The organism is Nocardia sp. NPDC004415 (assembly GCF_053602435.1).
The window spans coordinates 57,625-78,409 of record NZ_JBSGDP010000007.1 but is presented as its reverse complement, the minus strand read 5'-3'; the positions used below and the strand labels follow the sequence as shown (position 1 = coordinate 78,409).

Annotated in this window: 16 protein-coding genes and 1 pseudogene; 8 read left to right on the top strand and 9 right to left on the bottom strand. The window is 67.2% G+C overall.

Translation table 11 applies throughout. The features are described 5' to 3' along the window. Positions 1 to 79: 79 nt before the first annotated feature. From ACWEMY_RS05470 to ACWEMY_RS05460, 3 genes are all read left to right on the top strand, one after another. Entirely contained in the window at positions 80 to 1,318 is a 1,239-nt protein-coding gene (locus ACWEMY_RS05470; protein ID WP_452389001.1) for an FAD-dependent oxidoreductase, read from the top strand. A 96-nt stretch (positions 1,319 to 1,414) separates the two neighbouring features. Continuing rightward, positions 1,415 to 2,092: a hypothetical protein gene (locus ACWEMY_RS05465; protein ID WP_452389000.1), complete on the top strand. Its 678-nt coding sequence runs from the start codon at positions 1,415 to 1,417 to the stop codon at positions 2,090 to 2,092. A gap of 123 nt (positions 2,093 to 2,215) precedes the next feature. Next, entirely contained in the window at positions 2,216 to 2,902 is a 687-nt protein-coding gene (locus ACWEMY_RS05460) for a hypothetical protein (RefSeq protein ID WP_452388999.1), read from the top strand. Here the strand turns inward: ACWEMY_RS05460 and ACWEMY_RS05455 are convergent. Further along, positions 2,899 to 3,429: a CGNR zinc finger domain-containing protein gene (locus tag ACWEMY_RS05455; RefSeq protein WP_452388998.1), complete on the bottom strand. Its 531-nt coding sequence runs from the start codon at positions 3,427 to 3,429 to the stop codon at positions 2,899 to 2,901. The genes ACWEMY_RS05460 and ACWEMY_RS05455 overlap by 4 nt on opposite strands. Before the next feature lie 38 nt (positions 3,430 to 3,467). Between ACWEMY_RS05455 and ACWEMY_RS05450 the strand changes: the two genes are divergently transcribed. The 4 genes and pseudogenes from ACWEMY_RS05450 to ACWEMY_RS05435 all read left to right on the top strand — a co-directional run bounded on the left by ACWEMY_RS05450 (position 3,468) and on the right by ACWEMY_RS05435 (position 6,222). Beyond that, positions 3,468 to 4,463 (top strand): EamA family transporter, encoded by a 996-nt coding sequence (locus ACWEMY_RS05450; protein WP_452388997.1) that lies wholly within the window; start codon positions 3,468 to 3,470, stop codon positions 4,461 to 4,463. A 194-nt stretch (positions 4,464 to 4,657) separates the two neighbouring features. Further along, a pseudogene (locus ACWEMY_RS05445) lies at positions 4,658 to 5,503 on the top strand (formate/nitrite transporter family protein). 21 nt (positions 5,504 to 5,524) lie between these two features. Continuing rightward, positions 5,525 to 5,890, top strand: a complete 366-nt coding sequence (locus ACWEMY_RS05440; RefSeq protein ID WP_452388996.1) for a type II toxin-antitoxin system RelE/ParE family toxin — start codon at positions 5,525 to 5,527, stop codon at positions 5,888 to 5,890. A gap of 2 nt (positions 5,891 to 5,892) precedes the next feature. Further along, on the top strand, positions 5,893 to 6,222 hold the full coding sequence (locus ACWEMY_RS05435; RefSeq protein WP_452388995.1) for a helix-turn-helix domain-containing protein: 330 nt from the start codon (positions 5,893 to 5,895) through the stop codon (positions 6,220 to 6,222). A 76-nt stretch (positions 6,223 to 6,298) separates the two neighbouring features. Here ACWEMY_RS05435 and ACWEMY_RS05430 read toward each other — a convergent pair whose 3' ends face one another. The 5 genes from ACWEMY_RS05430 to rplJ form a co-directional block, all read right to left on the bottom strand. Beyond that, positions 6,299 to 10,252 (bottom strand): DNA-directed RNA polymerase subunit beta', encoded by a 3,954-nt coding sequence (locus tag ACWEMY_RS05430; protein WP_375930190.1) that lies wholly within the window; start codon positions 10,250 to 10,252, stop codon positions 6,299 to 6,301. A 100-nt stretch (positions 10,253 to 10,352) separates the two neighbouring features. Then, positions 10,353 to 13,853: a DNA-directed RNA polymerase subunit beta gene (rpoB, locus tag ACWEMY_RS05425; protein ID WP_375930193.1), complete on the bottom strand. Its 3,501-nt coding sequence runs from the start codon at positions 13,851 to 13,853 to the stop codon at positions 10,353 to 10,355. A gap of 543 nt (positions 13,854 to 14,396) precedes the next feature. Then, complete coding sequence (locus tag ACWEMY_RS05420) at positions 14,397 to 15,464, bottom strand: ABC transporter ATP-binding protein (protein ID WP_278261488.1); 1,068 nt, start codon at positions 15,462 to 15,464, stop codon at positions 14,397 to 14,399. 242 nt (positions 15,465 to 15,706) lie between these two features. Next, positions 15,707 to 16,093, bottom strand: a complete 387-nt coding sequence (rplL, locus tag ACWEMY_RS05415; RefSeq protein WP_375930197.1) for a 50S ribosomal protein L7/L12 — start codon at positions 16,091 to 16,093, stop codon at positions 15,707 to 15,709. Positions 16,094 to 16,125: 32 nt separating this feature from the next. Next, complete coding sequence (gene rplJ / locus ACWEMY_RS05410; RefSeq protein WP_375930200.1) at positions 16,126 to 16,671, bottom strand: 50S ribosomal protein L10; 546 nt, start codon at positions 16,669 to 16,671, stop codon at positions 16,126 to 16,128. 401 nt (positions 16,672 to 17,072) lie between these two features. Between rplJ and ACWEMY_RS05405 the strand changes: the two genes are divergently transcribed. Further along, positions 17,073 to 18,689, top strand: coding sequence for an MFS transporter (locus ACWEMY_RS05405; protein WP_452388994.1), 1,617 nt, complete (start codon positions 17,073 to 17,075; stop codon positions 18,687 to 18,689). Positions 18,690 to 18,725: 36 nt separating this feature from the next. Here ACWEMY_RS05405 and ACWEMY_RS05400 read toward each other — a convergent pair whose 3' ends face one another. The 3 genes from ACWEMY_RS05400 to rplK all read right to left on the bottom strand — a co-directional run bounded on the left by ACWEMY_RS05400 (position 18,726) and on the right by rplK (position 20,606). After that, complete coding sequence (locus tag ACWEMY_RS05400) at positions 18,726 to 19,265, bottom strand: NADPH-dependent FMN reductase (protein WP_452388993.1); 540 nt, start codon at positions 19,263 to 19,265, stop codon at positions 18,726 to 18,728. Between the two features lie 113 nt (positions 19,266 to 19,378). Continuing rightward, a complete protein-coding gene (gene rplA / locus ACWEMY_RS05395) occupies positions 19,379 to 20,092 on the bottom strand; it encodes a 50S ribosomal protein L1 (protein WP_375930209.1) in 714 nt (237 codons plus the stop codon). Positions 20,093 to 20,171: 79 nt separating this feature from the next. Next, entirely contained in the window at positions 20,172 to 20,606 is a 435-nt protein-coding gene (gene rplK, locus ACWEMY_RS05390) for a 50S ribosomal protein L11 (protein ID WP_452388992.1), read from the bottom strand. Positions 20,607 to 20,785 lie beyond the last annotated feature (179 nt).

The window sequence follows — 20,785 nt, the reverse complement described above, 5'->3', positions numbered from 1 at the left end:
GAGATCGCCGAAACCCTGGACCCGCACCGGATTCGACTACTACGCTTCGTCGTAGACAACGACTTCGAGGGGGCATCGCATGGACGAGACCACCTGCTGCATCGTGGGCGGCGGACCGGCCGGAATGATGACCGGACTGCTGCTGGCCAGGGCGGGCGTGCGCGTCACCGTACTGGAGAAACACGCCGACTTCCTGCGCGACTTCCGCGGCGACACCGTCCACCCCTCGACCATCCGGCTGCTCGACGAACTCGGCCTCGGCGACGAGTTCGCCCGGCTCCCCCAGACCGCGGTGACCACGATGCGGCTGTACGCGGGCGACCGGATGGTCGTCGCCGCCGACCTCACCCGGATTCCGGGCCGGTACCGCCACGTCGCCATGGTGCCGCAGTGGGACTTCCTCGACCTGCTGGCCCGCGCCGCCGCCACGGAACCGACCTTCACCCTGCGGACGCGTTCGCGCGTCACCGGGCTGATCCACGAGGCGGGCGCCGTCGCCGGGGTCCACTACCGAGATGCCGACGGCGCCGAGCAGAGCCTGCGGGCCGATCTCGTGATCGCCTGCGACGGACGCGATTCCGTGGTGCGCGAAGCCGCGGGCCTGCGCCAGCAGCACGAGGACGTGCCGATGGACCTCTGGTACTTCCGCATCCCGAAATCGGTCGACGACCGCGCGGGCGGCGCCTTCCAGGGCCGTTTCACCAGCGGCGACTCCGCGGTGTGCATCGACCGCGGCGACTACTTCCAGACCGGCTACCTCATCGCCAAGGGCAGCGACGCGGCGCTGCGGGCCGCGCACGAGGTGGGTTGGCTGCGCGAACGCGTCGGCGAACTCTTCGGCTGGCCGACGTCGGCGACCGCGGCGCTGCGCTCCTGGGACGACGTCGCACTGCTCGAGGTGACCGTCGGCATGCTCGAGCAGTGGTCGGTGCCCGGTCTGCTGTGTATCGGCGATGCCGCGCACACCATGTCACCGGTCGGCGGGGTCGGGGTGAATCTCGCGCTGCAGGATGCCGTGGCGGCCGCGGGCTTCCTGGCCGAGCCGCTGCTCGACCGGGCGGTGCTGCCCGCCGATCTGGCGAAGGTCCAGCGCAGGCGGATGCTGCCCGCGAGCTTCACCCAGCGCCTCCAGCGCGGCGAACACGACCTGCTCATCGCGCCCGCGCTGCGCGGAGCACTGGACACCGCGCCGCTGCCGCTGCGGGTCGTGGACGCGGTGCCACCCCTGGCCTGGCTCGTTGGCTACCTCGGCGGGATGGGCATCCGTCCCGAACACGCGCCGGAGTTCGCCCGCCGTGCGCCCGTGGCGGCCGGATGATCATCCGATGACTTCCGATCCGGCCGCTCAGCGGTTAGGTTTGCCGCGACAAACGGGATGAATCGGTCCCGGGTGCGACAGCGGGAGGCTTACACGATGAGGATCGGCACTGTGCTCGCGGCGGCGTTGCTGGCGGTGGGGGTCACCCTGTCGGCGACCGGGATCGGTGCCGCCGAACCGGCTCAGCCCGGCATCACGCCGCTGCCCGCGCAGACCACCACCCCCGCGCCGGCGGGCACCCAGCCCGGCATCACCCTGCGCGGCGCCGACAAGGCCGTGGCCTACCAGGTCGGCGTGTCCGAGGACCGGCGGGCGGTGGTGACCACGCTCGACGCGGGCCGCTTCGAGCTCGCCCACGACGCGCAGGTCGTCACCATCGCCGACGCCTCCGGTGCGGTGATCGCGGCACTGCCGATGGCCGTGCGCTTCGGCGAGCACACCGTGCCGCTGGCTCCGCGCATCGACGAGACCGGCACCGAACTCACCCTCATCCCGATCGGCGAATCCGACACCCCCGTGCGCGATATCAGCGCCCAGGAGAAGTTCTTCGCCGAGACCCAGCGGCTCCAGCCGCAGATCATCGAGGGCGCGGCGATCGGCGCGGCCATCGGTTTCGTGCTCGGCTTCCCGCTCGGGCTGTTCGTCCTGGACTTCATCACCGTGCCGGTGGCGACTGTCGCGGGCGCGGCGATCGGGGCGATGGCGGGCTACGCGCTGGCCGGTGGACAGCCCGCCGTCGACACCGCGCTCGCCTACGTCACCGGGGCTCCCTGACGATCGGCGCGGTCACCCGGCTGACCAGCCGGGTTCCGGCCCAACACGATTCACGTCCTCCGCTACCGTGGACAGCACGCGGACTCCGCACCGGCGCCGGAGCCGCACGTTCGTGAGTGGGTGGTGAGAGACGTGTTCGACCCGCTGGCCGATATCGACCGAGCCCTGGCCGAGCAGGCCGGATGGACCTGGTTCGACGACTACCTGCTGTACACGTGCGGGATCGCCGAGCTGCTCGCGAGCGGACAGGTCGCGCGGGTCCCGTCCGCCGCGACCAGGGTCCGGCTCGACACCGGCGAGATCTGCTTCGCCGACGGCGGCGCGCAGTGGTACACCTGGCGTGGCCTGGGCGACGGCCGGTGGGCACCCGGCCGGACCGCCGCCGACGGCCGCACTCCCCTTGGCGTGGTCGCGCATCTGGGCAACGCGGTGCGCAATGAATCGCGCCGGTTGCGGGCCGAGGCCGCCGGGCAACCGCGCTGGGTGACCGAACGGCCGGGCTCGGCGATGATCTCGAATCGCCGCGTCCACCTGGCCAATCCGGACCGGGCGTTCGCCGTGCACTGGTCGGCGCTGGAGAGTGTCGACCTGACCGCGCCCGACCTGGTCGGCTGCCGGTTCCCCACTCGCGACGGCGTGATGCAACAGCTCCAGATCCGTAGCGCCTGGGCGCCGCTGGTCTTCGTCACCGCCGCGCTACAGCACTTTCCGCAGCATCCGCTGCTGCGCACCGGGACGTGGCTGCCCGCCGGGTTCGAGGACAAGTGTCATCTGGCGGGCAAGAAGTGCCCGAAGGTGCGCTCGCTCTAGCGTTGCCGCGCCCGGTAGGCGGCCACGGCATTGCGGTTGCCGCAGGCGGTGCTGCAGTAGCGCCGCGACCGGTTGCGCGACAGATCCAGCACCAGCCCCGCGCACTGCGCGTCGGCGCAGATCGACAGGCGGCTCAGCTCGTCGGCGCGGATCACATCGATCATGGCCATGGCGGTCTCGACGGCGATGCGCACCGGCAGCGGAGCCTCGGGCGGCACGGCGTGCACGTGATAGTCGACGTCACCGTGGCGGACCAGCTGCGGGACCGCGCGATGCTCGACGAGGATCTGGTTCACCAGGGTGACCGCGGTGTCACGGTCGCTGGTCAGCAGCTCGCGCAGCGGGGCGCGCAGGTCGCGCACCGCGGCCAGTTCGGCGGCGTCGCCGGTATGCACGCCCGTGTAGACGTGCCGGTCGAAGAACTCGTCGAGCTGGGCCACCGCCGTGAGGGTGTCGGGCTCCTCGGCGGAGTTGATCAGTTCGACCGCCGCCAGTAGTGCCGCTTCGGTGTCATGAGCGAAAACCACATTGACATATTACCCCGCGCTCCTTACCGTCATTTGTCATGGCGACTTTGACCCATGACGCGGCATCCCGGATGCGGTCCGGGCTGGCGTTCGCGCTGGCATCGGCCACCTCCTTCGGACTGTCCGGCCCGCTCGCGCGCGGCCTCATGGACGCGGGCTGGAGCGCCGCGGCCGTCGTCGCCGCCCGCGTCCTGCTCGCCGGGGTCGTCCTGCTGCCACTCGCCCTTCCGCAGTTGCGCGGGAACTGGAAGCTGTTGCGCGCCAACGCGACACTCATCGTCGCCTACGGCGCGATCGCGGTCGCGGGGACACAGCTCGCCTACTTCAACGCCGTCGCGCACATGACGGTCGGCGCGGCCCTGCTCATCGAGTTCACCGCGCCCATCGCGGTCGTCGGCTGGCTGTGGGTGCGGTATCGGCAGCGGCCCGGCGCGGCCACCGTCGCGGGTGCCGCGCTGGGCATCGCAGGACTGCTGCTGGTGCTCGACGTGGTGTCGGGGCTGTCCGTCGAGGCTATCGGTGTCGTCTGGGCGCTGGCGTCGATGGTCGGCGCCGCAACGTATTTCGTGCTCTCCGCGCACGGCACCGACCTGCCGGGCACGGTGCTGGCCGCGGGCGGGCTGCTGATCGGTGGGGTGATCCTGCTGGTGGCGGGCGCGGCGGGCATCGTGCCGCTGCACGCGGCGACCGGTCAGGTGGCCTTCGCCGACTTCACGACACCGTGGTGGGTGCCGATCCTGCTCATCGGCATCGTCACCGCGGCCATCGCCTACGTCACCGGGATCGCCGCCACCCGCAGGCTCGGCTCCCGGCTGGCCTCCTTCGTCGCGCTCACCGAGGTGCTGGCCGCCCTGGTGTTCGCCTGGGCACTGCTCGGCGAGGCGCCACGACCAGTCCAATTGCTCGGTGGCGCACTGATTCTCGGCGGCGTGATCATCGTGCGGCTCGGCGAACCCGAAGCCGTGCCGGTCGGCGACCCCGAGGCCCAGGCCGTCGCCGACGACGGCGCGACGGCTCCCCCGTCACCCTCCTGAATGCGGCCGGAGACCGAGACAGCCTCCACCAGTGGGTATATCGTCGGAGCCGACAGCCGCGCCGGGTCCGCGCCCCGCGACGGCTGCGCTCCTCGTCGGCTCTCACCGCCCGCCCGCCACTCGGCCGCCCGGTGACCGGGTGACGATGGCCGCGGCGAAAACCGCTGCGCCGGAGGAACTAGCAAGGGGTCTACATGTCATATCTGAAGCCGGCGGACTTCGTCGAGAAGATGGTCGACGCGGGCGAAGCCAAGGCGTTCATGTCCACCCGCGACACCGTGCTCCGCGCCTATATGGCGGGCGCGATCCTGGCCCTGTCGGCCGCGTTCGCGGTGACCGTCACGGTCAACACCGGCGAACCACTGCTCGGCGCGGTGCTGTTCCCGGTCGGGTTCTGCATGCTGTACCTGCTCGGATTCGATCTGCTCACCGGCGTTTTCACGCTCGTGCCGTTGGCCTTGATCGACAAGCGCCGTGGCGTCACCGTGCGCACCGTACTGCGCAACTGAGGCTGGGTATTCCTGGGGAACTTCGCCGGTGCGTTCACCGTGGCGGTGATGATGGCGATCATCCTGACCATGGGCTTCTCCGTCGACCCCAGCGCGGTCGGTGAGAAACTCGGCGAGATCGGCGAGGCCCGCACCCTCGGCTACGCCGAGCACGGCGCCGCGGGCATGCTCACCCTGTTCGTGCGCGCGGTCCTGTGCAACTGGATGGTCTCCACCGGCGTGGTCGCCGCCATGATGTCCACCTCGGTCTCCGGCAAGGTGATCGCCATGTGGATGCCCATCATGCTCTTCTTCTACATGGGTTTCGAACACTCCATCGTCAACATGTTCCTGTTCCCCTCCGGCCTGCTCCTCGGCGGCGATTTCTCCCTCGGCGACTACCTGCTCTGGAACGAAATCCCCACCGTCGCAGGCAACCTCCTCGGCGGCCTCACCTTCGTCGGCCTCACCCTCTACGCCACCCACGCCCGCCCCGCCCCCACCCGCCAACCCACCGACCAGAAACATCTCGGACGGTCGTCGCAGACATAAGTTCTGACTTATACTTGCTGAGTGGAATGGGAGATCGTGCTATTGGAGCCAGTCGACCACTGGTTCATGAAGCTGTGCGAGTCCGACCCCGCCTCAGCAGCCTTGATCGAGCAGGCCTTGGACCGACTCGCCGCAGTCGGTCCTGCGCTGGGTCGGCCTCTGGTGGATACGCTCAAACACAGTCGGCTGAGGAATCTCAAGGAGCTGCGCCCCGGCTCACGCGGACGCTCGGAGATCCGCATGCTCTTCGTGTTCGACCCGGATCGCCAAGCGATCATCCTGGTCAGCGGAGACAAAGCCGGGCGGTGGTCCCAATGGTATGACGACGCGATTCCGCTGGCAGAGCATCGCTATGCGGAGTATCGCGTCGAGAAGGCGAAGGAGTAGTGATGACCGGCGCACGCAATTGGCGTGAGGTGAAGGAAGAAGCCCACCGGCTGCACCCGGAATTGGCCGACCCGGAAGTTCAGGCGGCCGCTGCCGCGCAGCTGGACGGCCGAATCGCCGGCCACCATCTCAAGGAGCTCCGCCAGACGATCGGCAAAACCCAGGCCGATCTCGCCGCCGCGCTCGGCGTCAGCCAGGCGAGAATCTCACAGATCGAGAACGGCGACCTCGCAGCGATGGAACTCGACACACTCCGCGCGTATGCCCGCGCGCTCGGTGGACATGTAGACATCAGCGTGAGCGTCGGTCCACACACCATCAAAGTGGCCTAGCGACCCCCGCTCCCCACCACACGAAACGGCCCCCGCTCCGGAAAGAGCGGGGGCCGTTCGTTTGCCTGGCTACCGGCTAGCGGTAGTCGCTGAAGCCGTAGTCGTCCAGCGGCACCGCGGCGCCGGTGGAGGAGCCGAAGCTGTCCGGGGAGTAGTAGGTGTCGTCGTAGGACGGCACCGCGTACGCCGCGGCACGGGCTTCTTCGGTCGGCTGCACCTGGATGTTGCGGTAACGGTTGATACCGGTACCGGCCGGGATGAGCTTACCGATGATCACGTTCTCCTTCAGGCCGATCAGCTTGTCGGAGCGGCAGTTGATGGCCGCGTCCGTCAGCACTCGGGTGGTCTCCTGGAAGGAGGCCGCCGACAGCCACGAATCGGTGGCCAGCGACGCCTTGGTGATACCCATCAGCACCGGACGACCGGAGGCGGGCTCGCCACCCTCGGCCACCACACGACGGTTCGAGGCCTCGAACTCGGCACGCTCGGTGAGCGAACCGGGCAGGAACTCGGTCGCACCCGAATCGATGATCGTCACGCGACGCAGCATCTGGCGCACGATGACCTCGATGTGCTTGTCGTGGATCGACACACCCTGCGAGCGGTAGACCTCCTGGACCTCGTGGACCAGGTGGACCTGCACCTGACGGGGACCCATCACGCGCAGCACCTCGTGCGGATCGGCAGCGCCCTCGAGCAGCTGCTGACCCACCTCCACGTGGTCACCGTCGGCCAGCAGGCGCTCGGTGCCGTCGTCGTGCTTGAACACCCGCAGACGCTGACGCTTCGAGAGCTTGTCGTAGACCACTTCGTCCGAACCGTCGTCCGGGATGATGGTGATCTTGTAGAAGCGGTCGTCGTCCTCGAGACGCACCCGGCCCGAGACCTCCGCGATCGGCGCCTTGCCCTTGGGGACACGGGCCTCGAAGAGCTCCTGGACACGCGGTAGACCACCGGTGATGTCATCGCCCGCGACACCACCCTGGTGGAAGGTACGCATGGTCAGCTGGGTACCCGGCTCACCGATGGACTGGGCGGCGACGATGCCGACGGCCTCGCCGATGTCGACCAGCTTGCCGGTGGCCATCGAGCGGCCGTAGCAGGTGGCGCAGACGCCGGTGCCGGTGGTGCAGGTCAGCACGGAGCGGACCTTCACCTCGGTGATACCCGCGTCGAGCAGCGCCTCCAGCGCCGGGTCGCCGAGGTCGGCGCCCTTGGCCACCACGACGTTGCCCTTCTCGTCCACCGCGTCGGACGCGAGCGTCCGGGCGAAGGTCGAGGTCTCGACGTGGGCGTCGCGGATGATCGTGCCGTCGGCCAGCTTCTCCGCGATCGGCACGACGATGCCGCGCTCGGTGCCACAGTCGTGCTCGCGCACGATGACGTCCTGCGAGACGTCCACCAGACGACGGGTCAGGTAACCCGAGTCGGCGGTACGCAGCGCGGTGTCGGCCAGACCCTTACGGGCACCGTGGGTGTTGATGAAGTACTCGAGCACGGTCAGGCCCTCACGGAAGGAGGACTTGATCGGGCGCGGGATGAACTCACCCTTCGGGTTCGTCACCAGGCCCTTCATACCGGCCAGGGTTCGGGTCTGGGTGAAGTTACCGGTCGCGCCCGAGTCGACGATCGTGATGATCGGGTTGTCGGCCGGGTAGTGCGAACGCAGCGCCGTACCGACCTCTTCGGTCGCTTCCTGCCAGATCTTGACCAGGGCGTTGTTGCGCTCCTGGTGATCGAGCGCACCACGCTGGTACTTCTTCTCGATCTGATCGGCCATGCCCTCGTAGCGCTCCATGATGTCGGCCTTCTCCGGCGGAACGAGCACGTCCGACATGGAGACGGTGACACCCGAACGCGTGGCCCAGTAGAAGCCGGCGTCCTTGAGCTTGTCGACGGTCTGCGCGACGACGATCATCGGGTAGCGCTCGGCCAGATCGTTGATGATCGTGGCCTGCCGCTTCTTCGGCATCGGCTCGTTGATGAACGCGTAGTCCGCCGGGAGCAGATCGTTGAACAGCACGCGACCCAGGGTGGTCTCGGCCAGCCACGCGTCACCGCGGTGCCAGCCCTCCGGGAACAGCTCCGCCTCGATCTCGCGCGGCGGGCGCTGCTCGGTGAGGCGCACCTTGATCAGCGAACGCACGGTGAGCTCACCGCGGTCCACGGCCATCTGCGCCTCGGCGGGCGAGGAGTAGACGCCCTGCTCGGCCTCGTCCTTGGTGGCGGCCCGGTAGGTGCCCACACCCTTCTCGTCGAGACGAGTCAGGTAGAACAGGCCGGTCACCATGTCCAGACGCGGCATCGCCAGCGGGCGACCCGAGGCCGGGGACAGGATGTTGTTCGACGACAGCATCAGGATGCGCGCCTCGGCCTGCGCCTCCGCCGACAGCGGCAGGTGCACGGCCATCTGGTCACCGTCGAAGTCGGCGTTGAACGCCTCACACACCAGCGGGTGCAGCTGGATGGCCTTGCCTTCGACCAGCTGCGGCTCGAAGGCCTGGATACCCAGGCGGTGCAGGGTGGGCGCGCGGTTCAGCATCACCGGGTGCTCGGCGATGACCTCTTCGAGGACATCCCACACCTGGGCACGCTGACGCTCGACCATCCGCTTGGCGGACTTGATGTTCTGCGCGTGGTTGAGATCGACCAGACGCTTCATGACGAACGGCTTGAACAGCTCGAGCGCCATCAGCTTCGGCAGACCGCACTGGTGCAGCTTGAGCTGCGGGCCGACCACGATGACCGAACGGCCCGAGTAGTCGACACGCTTGCCGAGCAGGTTCTGACGGAAACGACCCTGCTTGCCCTTGAGCAGATCGCTCAGCGACTTCAGCGGGCGGTTACCCGGTCCGGTGACCGGACGGCCACGACGGCCGTTGTCGAACAGCGCGTCGACGGACTCCTGCAGCATCCGCTTCTCGTTGTTGACGATGATCTCGGGCGCACCCAGATCGATCAGTCGCTTGAGGCGGTTGTTGCGGTTGATCACGCGGCGGTACAGGTCGTTCAGGTCGGAGGTGGCGAAACGGCCACCGTCGAGCTGGACCATCGGGCGCAGCTCCGGCGGGATCACCGGAACGGCGTCGAGCACCATGCCCATGGGCGAGTTGCCGTTGGCCTGGAAGGCCGCGACGACCTTGAGCCGCTTGAGCGCGCGCAGCTTCTTCTGGCCCTTGCCCGAGCGAATGGTCTCGCGCAGGTTCTCGGCCTCGGCGTCGATGTCGAAGTTCTCCATCAGCTTCTGGATGGACTCCGCACCCATGGCGCCGGTGAAGTACTCGCCGTAGCGGTCGACGAGCTCGCGGTAGAGCACCTCGTCGACGATGAGCTGCTTGACGGCCAGCTTGGTGAAGGTGGTCCAGATCTCGTCGAGACGATCCAGCTCACGCTGGGCGCGGTCGCGCAGCTGACGCATCTCGCGCTCGCCGCCGTCCTTGACCTTGCGGCGCACGTCGGACTTGGCACCCTCGGCCTCGAGCTCGGCCAGGTCGGCCTCGAGCTTCTGCGCGCGGGCCTCGAGATCGGCATCGCGCTGATCGGCGACGGCCTTCTTCTCGACCTCCATCTCGGCCTCGAGGGTGCTGAGCTCGTTGTGGCGCAGCTCCTCGTCGACACCGACGATGACGTAGGCGGCGAAGTAGATGATCTTCTCGAGATCCTTCGGCGCCAGATCCAGCAGGTAACCCAAGCGCGAGGGCACGCCCTTGAAGTACCAGATGTGGGTGACCGGGGCGGCCAGCTCGATGTGGCCCATCCGCTCACGACGCACCTTGGCGCGAGTCACCTCGACGCCACAGCGCTCACAGATGATGCCCTTGAAGCGGACACGCTTGTACTTGCCGCAGTAGCACTCCCAGTCCCGGGTGGGGCCGAAGATCTTCTCGCAGAAGAGCCCGTCCTTCTCCGGCTTGAGCGTGCGGTAGTTGATGGTCTCCGGCTTCTTGACCTCACCGAAAGACCAGTTTCGGATGTCTTCAGCGGTGGCCAGGCCGATCCGGAGTTCATCGAAGAAGTTGACGTCTAGCACGTAACTTCCTTTCCCCTGTTCGGGTCGAATTCGAGCAAAAGTTCACTAGTTGTCGAGCACTGGCGGCCGGGCGCGTTCGCGGCGCCCAGCCGGTCAGTACCTAGTTCGCCAAATCGTCGACGGTGGCCGCTTCGTTCCTGGACAGGTTGATGCCCAGGTTCGCCGCGGCGCGCTCCAGATCCTCGTCGTCACCGTCACGCATCTCGATCGCGGCGCCGTCGGAGGACAGCACCTCCACGTTGAGGCACAGCGACTGGAGTTCCTTGAGGAGCACCTTGAACGACTCCGGAATGCCCGGCTCCGGAATGTTCTCGCCCTTGACGATCGCCTCGTAGACCTTCACGCGGCCCACCACGTCGTCGGACTTGATGGTCAGGAGTTCCTGCAGCGTGTACGCCGCGCCGTAGGCCTGCATGGCCCAGCACTCCATCTCACCGAAACGCTGACCACCGAACTGCGCCTTACCACCGAGCGGCTGCTGGGTGATCATCGAGTACGGGCCGGTCGAACGGGCGTGGATCTTGTCGTCGACCAGGTGGTGCAGCTTCAGGATGTACATGTAACCGACCGCGACCGGGTACGGGAACGGCTCGCCGGAGCGACCGTCGAACAGGGTCGCCTTGCCGTTCTCGTCGACCATGCGCTCACCGTCGCGGTTGGGCAGGGTCGAACCGAGCAGACCGGTCAGCTCGTCGTCCTTGGCACCGTCGAACACCGGGGTCGCGATGTTCGAGTCGGCCGGGGCGCCGAGCATCTCCTCGGGCAGCGAGGCCGCCCAGTCGGGACGGGTGCCGTCCGCGGCCACGTCGACATTCCAGCCGGCCTTGCCGATCCAGCCCAGATGGGTCTCCAGGATCTGGCCGATGTTCATACGACGCGGCACACCGTGGGTGTTCAGGATGATGTCGACCGGGGTGCCGTCGGGCATGAACGGCATGTCCTCGATGGGGAGGATCTTGCCGATGACGCCCTTGTTGCCGTGGCGACCGGCGAGCTTGTCGCCGTCCTGGATCTTGCGCTTCTGGGCCACGTAGACGCGGACCAGCTCGTTGACACCGGGAGGCAGATCGTCGTCGTCCTCGCGCGAGAACACGCGGATGCCGATGACCTTGCCGGACTCGCCGTGGGGCACCTTCAGCGAGGTGTCGCGCACCTCGCGCGCCTTCTCACCGAAGATCGCGCGCAGCAGCCGCTCTTCCGGGGTCAGCTCGGTCTCGCCCTTCGGGGTGACCTTGCCGACCAGGATGTCGCCGTCACGGACCTCGGCACCGATGCGGATGATGCCGCGCTCGTCCAGGTCGGCCAGCACCTCGTCGGAGACGTTCGGGATGTCCCGGGTGATCTCCTCGGCGCCCAGCTTGGTGTCGCGGGCGTCGATCTCGTGCTCTTCGATGTGGATCGAGGTGAGAACGTCCTCTTCCACGAGGCGCTGCGACAGGATGATCGCGTCCTCGTAGTTGTGGCCTTCCCACGGCATGACGGCGACGAGCAGGTTCTTGCCCAGCGCCATCTCACCGTTCTCGGTGCAGGGGCCGTCCGCGAGGACCTGCCCCTTCTCCACCCGCTGGCCCTCGTCCACGATCGGACGCTGGTTGGAGCAGGTGCCCTGGTTGGAGCGGTTGAACTTGCGCATCCGGTAGGACTTGCGGCTGCCGTCGTCGGCCATCACGGTGACGTAGTCGGCCGAGACCTCCTCGACCACACCCGGCTTCTCGTTCACCACGACATCGCCGGCGTCCACCGCGGCGCGCAGCTCCATGCCGGTACCCACGATCGGGGACTCGGAACGGATCAGCGGCACGGCCTGACGCTGCATGTTCGCGCCCATGAGGGCACGGTTGGCGTCGTCGTGCTCGAGGAACGGGATCATGGCCGTCGCGACCGACACCATCTGGCGCGGCGAGATGTCCATGTAGTCGACCTGCGACGGGGTCACGAACTCGACCTCTTCGCCGGCACGGCGGACGAGCACCTTCTCCTCGACGAAGCGACCCTCGGCGTCCACCGGCGAGTTCGCCTGGGCGCGCACGTAGCGGTCTTCCTCGTCGGCGGTCAGGTACTTGACCTCGTCGGTGACCTTGCCGTCGACGACCTTGCGGTACGGGGTCTCGATGAAACCGAACGGGTTGACCCGCGCGTACACCGACAGCGAACCGATCAGGCCGATGTTCGGGCCTTCCGGGGTCTCGATCGGGCACATGCGGCCGTAGTGCGACGGGTGGACGTCACGGACTTCCAGGCCGGCGCGCTCACGGGACAGACCACCCGGGCCCAGCGCCGACAGGCGGCGCTTGTGGGTCAGGCCCGACAGCGGGTTGTTCTGGTCCATGAACTGCGACAGCTGGGAGGTTCCGAAGAACTCCTTGATCGCGGCGACGACCGGGCGGATGTTGATCAGGGTCTGCGGCGTGATCGCCTCGACGTCCTGGGTGGTCATCCGCTCGCGGACCACACGCTCCATGCGGGACAGGCCCACGCGGATCTGGTTCTGGATCAGCTCGCCGACGGTGCGCAGGCGACGGTTGCCGAAGTGGTCGATGTCGTCGATCTCGACGGGGACCTCTTCGCCGCCGGGGGCGGTCATCGTGCGGTCACCGGCGTGCAGGCGCACCAGGTACTCGATGGTGTCGACGATGTCTTCCTTGGTCAGCACCGAGGAGGTCACCGGCTCGTGCACGTGGATGCCGAGCTTCTTGTTGATCTTGTAGCGACCGACGCGCGCCAGGTCGTAGCGCTTCTCCTTGAAGAACAGGTTCTCCAGCAGGGTCTGCGCGGACTCCTTGGTCGGCGGCTCGCCCGGACGCAGCTTGCGGTAGATGTCGAGCAGCGCCTCGTCCTGGCCGGGGGTGCTGTCCTTCTCCAGGGTCGACATCATGATCTCGGAGAAGCCGAAACGCTCGACGATCTCCTCGGTGGTCATCCCCAGCGCCTTGAGCAGCACGGTGACCGGCTGACGGCGCTTGCGGTCGATGCGCACACCGACGGTGTCGCGCTTGTCGACGTCGAACTCCAGCCACGCGCCGCGCGAGGGGATCACGCGCACGCTGTGCAGGTCCTTCTCGGTGGTCTTGTCGATGCTGTGATCGAAGTAGACGCCCGGGGAGCGGACCAGCTGCGAGACGACGACACGCTCGGTGCCGTTGATGATGAAGGTGCCCTTGTCGGTCATCATGGGGAAATCGCCCATGAACACCGTCTGGCTCTTGATCTCGCCGGTGTTGTTGTTGATGAACTCCGCGGTGACGAACAACGGCGCCGCGTAGGTCATGTCCTTCTCTTTGCACTCTTCGATGGAGGCCTTGACCTCTTCGAAGCGCGGGTCGGAGAACGACAGGGACATGGATCCGGAGAAGTCCTCGATCGGCGAGAGCTCTTCGAGCACCTCCTCGAGGCCGCCTGCAAGACCGACGTCGCCGCGTGCGGCCGCCTTCTCACGCCAGTCGGGGGTACCGACCAACCAGGCGAACGAGTCCGTTTGTAGGTCGAGAAGTCCGGGCACCTCCAAGGGCTCTCGGATCTTCGCGAACGAAACCCTCGAGGGGGCTCCGGGGATTCCAGCCTTGGTCTGGGTGGAGACTGCCAAGATGCGTCCTTCCAGCACCTCACGCGCGTCGCGTGGTGGTCCGCGACCGTCGCTTACCTGCTACGTTGTTGAGATTCTCGCTGGTGACAGCCCGAACGAAACCAGAACAAGCAGCAGCGGAAGTAACACCGGAAGGGTGGAACTCACGTGTGCGAATCAAGGTGTGGACAGGAGGCAGCCAGCGCAACGTCCAAACTTACACCCCTACACAAGGGGGTGTCAACATACCATCCGAGTGACCACTCGCACGGCAAACGCGCCGATGTCCGTCAACGCTGGCCGCGTCGGACATTCCGGGCGCTGGGAGCCCCTCAACAGCTGACGCCGTTGTGAATAGGGTGACGGTTCTCGCGCGCCTCGTCAAGTGGCGCGGCACGGTCTGTCCGGGAAGTGAGATCGCCTGGCGCGCTGCGCATCCCCCGGCCACAGCGGCGGTCATTTTACCCGCGACACGCCGAATGCGGCAACTCGCAGATCCGCCGCTCAGCGCCGCGATTCGGGCCGTGAACGCACCGAGCCCCGGCCGTGGCGGCCGGGGCTCGGTGTCGCGTCGAACGAGGCTCAGGCGTTGGCCTGGCCGTGCGGAATCGTCTTGCCGAAGACCTCGGTGGGCTGGTCGCTGCCGTAGGCCGCCATCACCTGGGTGTCCTCGGACTGGTCCAGCGACTCGCGGATCGCCACCTGCGCGGCGTGCGGCAGGGTGTGCATGATCTCGCGCACCCGGGCCTGCCTGCGGAAGACCGCCTGGCGCACGGGCATGCCCGGCTCGGCCTTCATCTGCGGGATGATGCCCTCGATCTCCTCGGCGCCACCGTGGTGGTGACCGGCGTCGACGAGCGCCTGCTCGCGCGCCATCTGCGCCTCGTCCTTCTCCTCGGACATACCGATCGGGCCGATCATGCGGCCGTTGAGGAACTGCTTGACCACCGGCTCCTCGCTGGTGAGCAGCACCTCGCGGGGACCGAACATCACCAGGTTGCGGCGGAACAGCATGCCGATGTTGTCCGGCACGGTACGGGCCAGGTTGATGTTGTGCGTCACGATCAGGATCGTGGCGTCGATCTGGGCGTTGATGTTGAGCAGCAGCTGGGCCAGGTACGAGGTACGCACCGGGTCCAGGCCGGAGTCGGGCTCGTCGACCAGGATGATCTGCGGGTCGAGCACGAGCGCGCGGGCCAGGCCGGCACGCTTGCGCATACCGCCGGAGATCTCGCCGGGGAGCTTGTTCTCGGCACCGAGCAGACCGGTGAGCTCGAGCTTCTCCATGACGATGCGCTTGATCTCGCTCTCCGACTTCTTCGTGTGCTCACGAAGCGGGAAGGCGATGTTGTCGTAGAGATTCATCGACCCGAACAGCGCGCCGTCCTGGAACAGCACACCGAACAGCTTGCGGATCTCGTAGAGCTCCTTGTTGGAGCAGGTGGTGATATCGGTGCCATCGATGAAGATGGATCCGCGCTCGGGCCGCAGCAGGCCGATGAGCGACTTCAGGAACACCGACTTACCCGTACCCGAGGGGCCGAGCAGCGCGCTCACCTCACCCGAAGGGAGCGTGATCGACACGTCCTGCCAAATTCGCTGGGAACCGAAGGATTTGGTAACACCCTCGGTCCTGACCTCGACGCCCACGCCTACCTCCATTGATCACTGCGAGCACCCCACCCGCTGTCCGCGCGCAATTGACACGGCGGCACCGCACAACACTGTGGGTCCGGTCACTGTATCCCATCAGTGAGACAGGGCACACCCTTCATATGACTGAAGAGTAACCCACCCGGTTGATACAGCGTGTATCACCATCGCATGTCCGGACAAATGACAAACGGGCGGCCCCCGAAAGGGCCGCCCGTTCGCAAGCGCGAAGCGCGGAATTACTTGACCGAGACCTTGGCGCCGGCCTCTTCCAGCTTGGCCTTGGCAGCCTCGGCGGCGTCCTTGGCGACCTTCTCCAGGATCGGCTTCGGGGCACCCTCGACCAGGTCCTTGGCTTCCTTCAGGCCCAGGCCGGAGACGATCTCACGGACCACCTTGATGACCTGGATCTTCTTGTCGCCGGCGCTCTCGAGAACGACGTCGAACTCGTCCTGCTCCTCGGCGGCGTCGGCGGCGGCCGGGGCGGCACCCGCGGCGGCAACGGCGACGGGGGCAGCGGCGGTGACCTCGAAGGTCTCCTCGAAGACCTTGACGAACTCAGCGAGCTCGAGCAGGGTCAGCTCCTTGAAGGCGTCGATCAGTTCTTCGGTGCTCAGCTTGGCCATGATGGTTCCTTCCGATGTTTGTAAAAGTGGTCTTATTCGGCGTCGGCCGGGGCGGCAGCGCCCTCGCTCTGACGCTTCTCCAGCAGGGCCTGGGCGAGCCGGGCGACCTGGGAAGCGGGAGCGTTGAACAGGCCTGCGGCCTGCGCGGGCTTGGCCTTGAACGCGCCGGCCAGCTTGGCCAGCAGCACCTCGCGGGAGTCCAGGTCGGCGATGCGCTCGACCTCGGCCACGGACAGCGCTTTGCCGTCCATGTACCCGCCCTTGATCACGAGGGCCTTGTTGTCCTTGGCGAACTGCTTGAGCGCCTTGGCCGCGTCGACCGGCTCACCCTGGATGAAGGTGATGGCGGTCGGGCCGACGAACAGCTCGTCCAGACCCGCGACACCGGCTTCGCCGGCAGCGAGCTTGACCAGGGTGTTCTTGGCGACGGAGTACGTAGCGCCGGTGCCCAGCGCGCGACGCAGCTCGGTGAGCTTGCCGACCGACAGACCACGGTATTCCGTGACGACAGTGGCCGTGGAGTTCTTGAACTGCTCCGCGATCTCCGCGACAGCGGTGACCTTTTCAGGCTTCGCCATACTTCGCCTCCTCTCTGATGTCGGTTCGTGAACGCGCACTACCGAATCAGGGGCCGGCGACAAAACTAACGCCCCGGACGCAAGGCGTACCGGGGCGCGAAAGATCGGCCTCAGCTCTCCCTGCGTGGGCCGCCGGCAATGTCGCCGGACCTTCGATCGACCCCGCACAGGCGGCATCGACGACCAACGGTCTTCGGTAGAACGAATGGGTAGCCACCGAACGAGTCGATGACCGGAGCTCACTGTACCGGCACCTACCCCCATCTGCCAAAACGGGTCGGCGAACGCCCGAAATCAGCGGATTGTTTGTGGCGCAGGTCACTTCGCCACCCCGAATGTGGCAGCAATCCCACGGGAAAAGTGTTACGCCAGGTGACAGTAATCTGCTTCACTCCTTTGCTATGGCAACCTCCATAGTCGCTCCACCAGTGCTGCTGGACCGGCGTCCGCAGCGATTCCTCGCACTCCTCGTCATCTGCCTGGCCGAATTGCTGGTGGTGCTCGACAACACCATCGTCAATGTCGCGCTCCCCTCGATCGGCGTCCAGCTGCAGACCGGCGTCTCCGGCCTGCAATGGGTCGTCGACGCCTACACGCTCACCTTCGCGGGCCTGCTGCTCGCGGCGGGCAACCTCGGCGACCGTTACGGCCGCCGCCGGATCATGGTCATCGGCCTGATCGGCATCGCGGTGATGTCGGTCGGTGGCGCGCTGGCCGGTTCGATGACGCAGGTCATCGCCGCCCGCGCGGCCATGGGCGTGTTCGCCGCCGCCGTCTTCCCGGCCACCCTGGCCCTGATCATCAACATCTTCACCGACCGGCGCGAACGCGCACTCGCCATCGCCGCGTGGACGGCCATGGCGGGCTTCGCCATCGCCATCGGCCCGATCTCGGGTGGCTGGCTGCTCGAACACTTCAGCTGGCATTCGGTGTTCTGGATCAATGTGCCGGTGGCGCTGGTCGCGCTGGTCGCCACGCTGCTGTGGGTGCCCGAATCCCGGTCCGAATCGGTGGGCACACTCGATCTGGTCGGTATCGCGCTCTCGATCGCGGGCATCACGCTGGTGGTGTGGTCGATCATCGAGGCGCCGCACAACGGCTGGCTCTCGCTCACCACCCTGGGCACCGGATTGCTCGGCGCGGTCCTGCTCGCCGCCTTCGTCACGTGGGAATTGCGCAGCGCCGCACCGATTCTCGATATGCGGTTGTTCCGCAATCGCCGATTCTCGTTGCCCGCCCTGGCCATTGCCGTCGGCTACTTCTCGATGTTCGGCTTTCTCTTCCTGATCACCCAGTATTTCCAGGGCGTGCGCGAATACACGCCACTCGAATTCGGTATCGCGTCACTGCCGTTCGCGTTCTCGGTGGCGATCGGCGCACCGGTCGCGACCCTGCTTGCGCAGCGGGTCGGCACCACCGCGGTGCTGGTGATCGGGCTGCTGCTCACCGGATTGGGTCTCTACCTGGGCGGCCAGGTCACCGTGGACAGCAGCTACCTGATCGGTGTGCTGCCGTCGATGGTGTCGATGGCGCTGGGTCTGGGCATCGTGCAGGGCCCGGCGACGGAGTCGATCATGTCGGCGCTACCGCTGGACGAGGCGGGCGCGGGCTCGGCCGTCAACGACACCACCCGCGAGATCGGCGGCACCCTCGGCGTCGCGGTGCTCGGCTCGATCGTGGCCTCCTACTACAGCAGCCGCATCGGCGCGCGGGTCGACGCCATCCCACTGGGCATCATGAACGCCAACGAGAAGAGCCTGGTCAAGGCCAGTCCGCTCAGCGTGCTGGAGCTGCGCAAACGCGAGCTGACCCCGTTCCTGGAGACCCAGCGCGAGAACCTCATCGTCGCCATGAAGACGGCCACCCTGCAGGGTGCGCACACCGCGTCGCTGGTGGCGGCGGGAGCGGTCGCGGTCTGCGCGCTGATCGTGGCGATCTTCCTGCCGTGGAAACCGCAGGGTGGCGAGTCCGTGCTGCTCGGCTGGCGCGAGACCGAGGACGCCGAAACGAAGAGTTGACCGAGCGCGCACCGGGCCGATGCGGCTCGGTGCGCGTCACCCCCTGATCCCCCGCAGGTGAGCGGCCAGTTGGACCAGCGCGATCGACGCTTTCAGCGGGAACTCCCGATCCGTGACCAGCCCGTTCTCGTCGACATCGGCGCCGAGCAGCGGCACCCGCAGACACGCCGACCGAACCACGTCGGCGCCGACATAACCGAGCACCGTGGACAGCGTCCCCAACGCGCCCTCGCCGCGACCCGGTTGCGCCACCGACAGCCAGGCCACCGGTTTCTCGTGCAGGTCCGCCGTGCCGACGGTCCAGTCGAGCAGGTTCTTCAGGCTGCCGGGCAGTGTCCCCGCGTATTCGGGGGTGCAGATGAGCACCGCGTCGGCGGTGGCGAGCTCGGCACGGAGGTCGACCACCGCGGGATGGTCGTCCGGATCGTCGCCGGGAACGAAAGCGGGCAGGTCACGCAGGCCGGTGTAGAGGTCGGCGCGCATCCCGCGGGGCGCGACCCCGGCGACGGCGCGCAAAGCGGCGGTATTGGTCGATCCGGCTCTGGTGCTACCGGAGATCAGCAGAATCCTGGTCACACCTGTGCGCAACCGGCAGGTCGTGGCGAATAGTCCCCCGGAACACCGCGAGGGTGGGAACGCAGTGCGTTCCCACCCTCGTGGTCGATCAGGAGCTACCTGTCAGGTGAAGCTCACGCATCCTCGTCGAGGAGGTTGCGGGTACGGTTCGGGTCCACCGGGATGCCCGGTCCGGTGTTGGTCGAAACCGTGATCTTCTTGACGTAGCGGCCCTTGGCGGTCGACGGCTTCACACGCAGGATCTCGTCCAGCGCGGCGCCGTAGTTCTCCACCAGCTTGGCGTCGTCGAAGGACGCCTTGCCGATGACGAAGTGCAGGTTGGCCTGCTTGTCGACGCGGAAGTTGATCTTGCCGCCCTTGATGTCGGCGACGGCCTTGGTCACATCGTTGGTGACGGTGCCCGTCTTCGGGTTCGGCATCAGACCACGCGGGCCCAGGACACGCGCGATACGGCCGACCTTGGCCATCTGGTCCGGGGTGGCGATCGCGGCGTCGAAGTCGAGCCAGCCGCCCTGGATCCGCTCGATCAGGTCCTCGGCGCCCACGGCGTCGGCACCGGCGGCCTCGGCCTCGGCGGCCTTCTCGCCGGCGGCGAACACGATGACGCGGGCGGTCTTACCGGTGCCGTGCGGCAGGTTGACGGTGCCGCGGACCATCTGGTCGGCCTTACGCGGGTCGACGCCGAGACGAACGGCGACCTCGACGGTCGCGTCGGTCTTGGTGGTCGCGGTCTCCTTCGCCAGGCGCGCGGCGCTCAGCGGGGAGTACAGCTTGTCGCGATCGACCTTCTCAGCAGCGGCGAGATACGCCTTGCTTCGCTTTGCCATGATTCTCTGTCCTTAATGTTCTGGTGTCAGATGTGGTTCCCGGGCCTGGCCGGCCCTCCCACATGGAGCGAGAGTTCGCTCAGCCCTCGACGGTGATACCCATCGAACGGGCGGTACCGGCGATGATCTTCGCGGCCTGATCGAGATCGGTGGCGTTGAGATCCTCGGCCTTGGTCTTGGCGATCTCCCGGACCTGGTCCATGGTGACCTTGGCGACCTTGGTCTTGTGCGGCTCGGCCGAGCCCTTCTGCACACCGGCGGCCTTGAGCAGCAGACGCGCGGCGGGCGGGGTCTTCAGCTTGAAGTCGAACGTCCGGTCCTCGTACACCGAGATCTCGACCGGGATGACGTTGCCACGCTGCGACTCGGTCGCGGCGTTGTACGCCTTGCAGAACTCCATGATGTTGACGCCGTGCTGACCGAGCGCGGGGCCGACCGGAGGAGCCGGGTTGGCGGCGCCAGCCTGGATCTGCAGCTTGATGAGCCCGGCGAGCTTCTTCTTCTTGGGGGGCATCTTTCTTCCTTGGGTTTCGGGTTCCTTACGGTTGCCGTAAGCCTGTTGCGGGATCGCTCCCACGCCGGGTCCAAACCCGGCATTCGCGCACGACCGCACCGCCGGGCGGAAAACGCCTGGCGCGGGTCTGCGCACGAACTGTCACACTCTACCGAACCGCGGCACGGCCACCGCGGGCG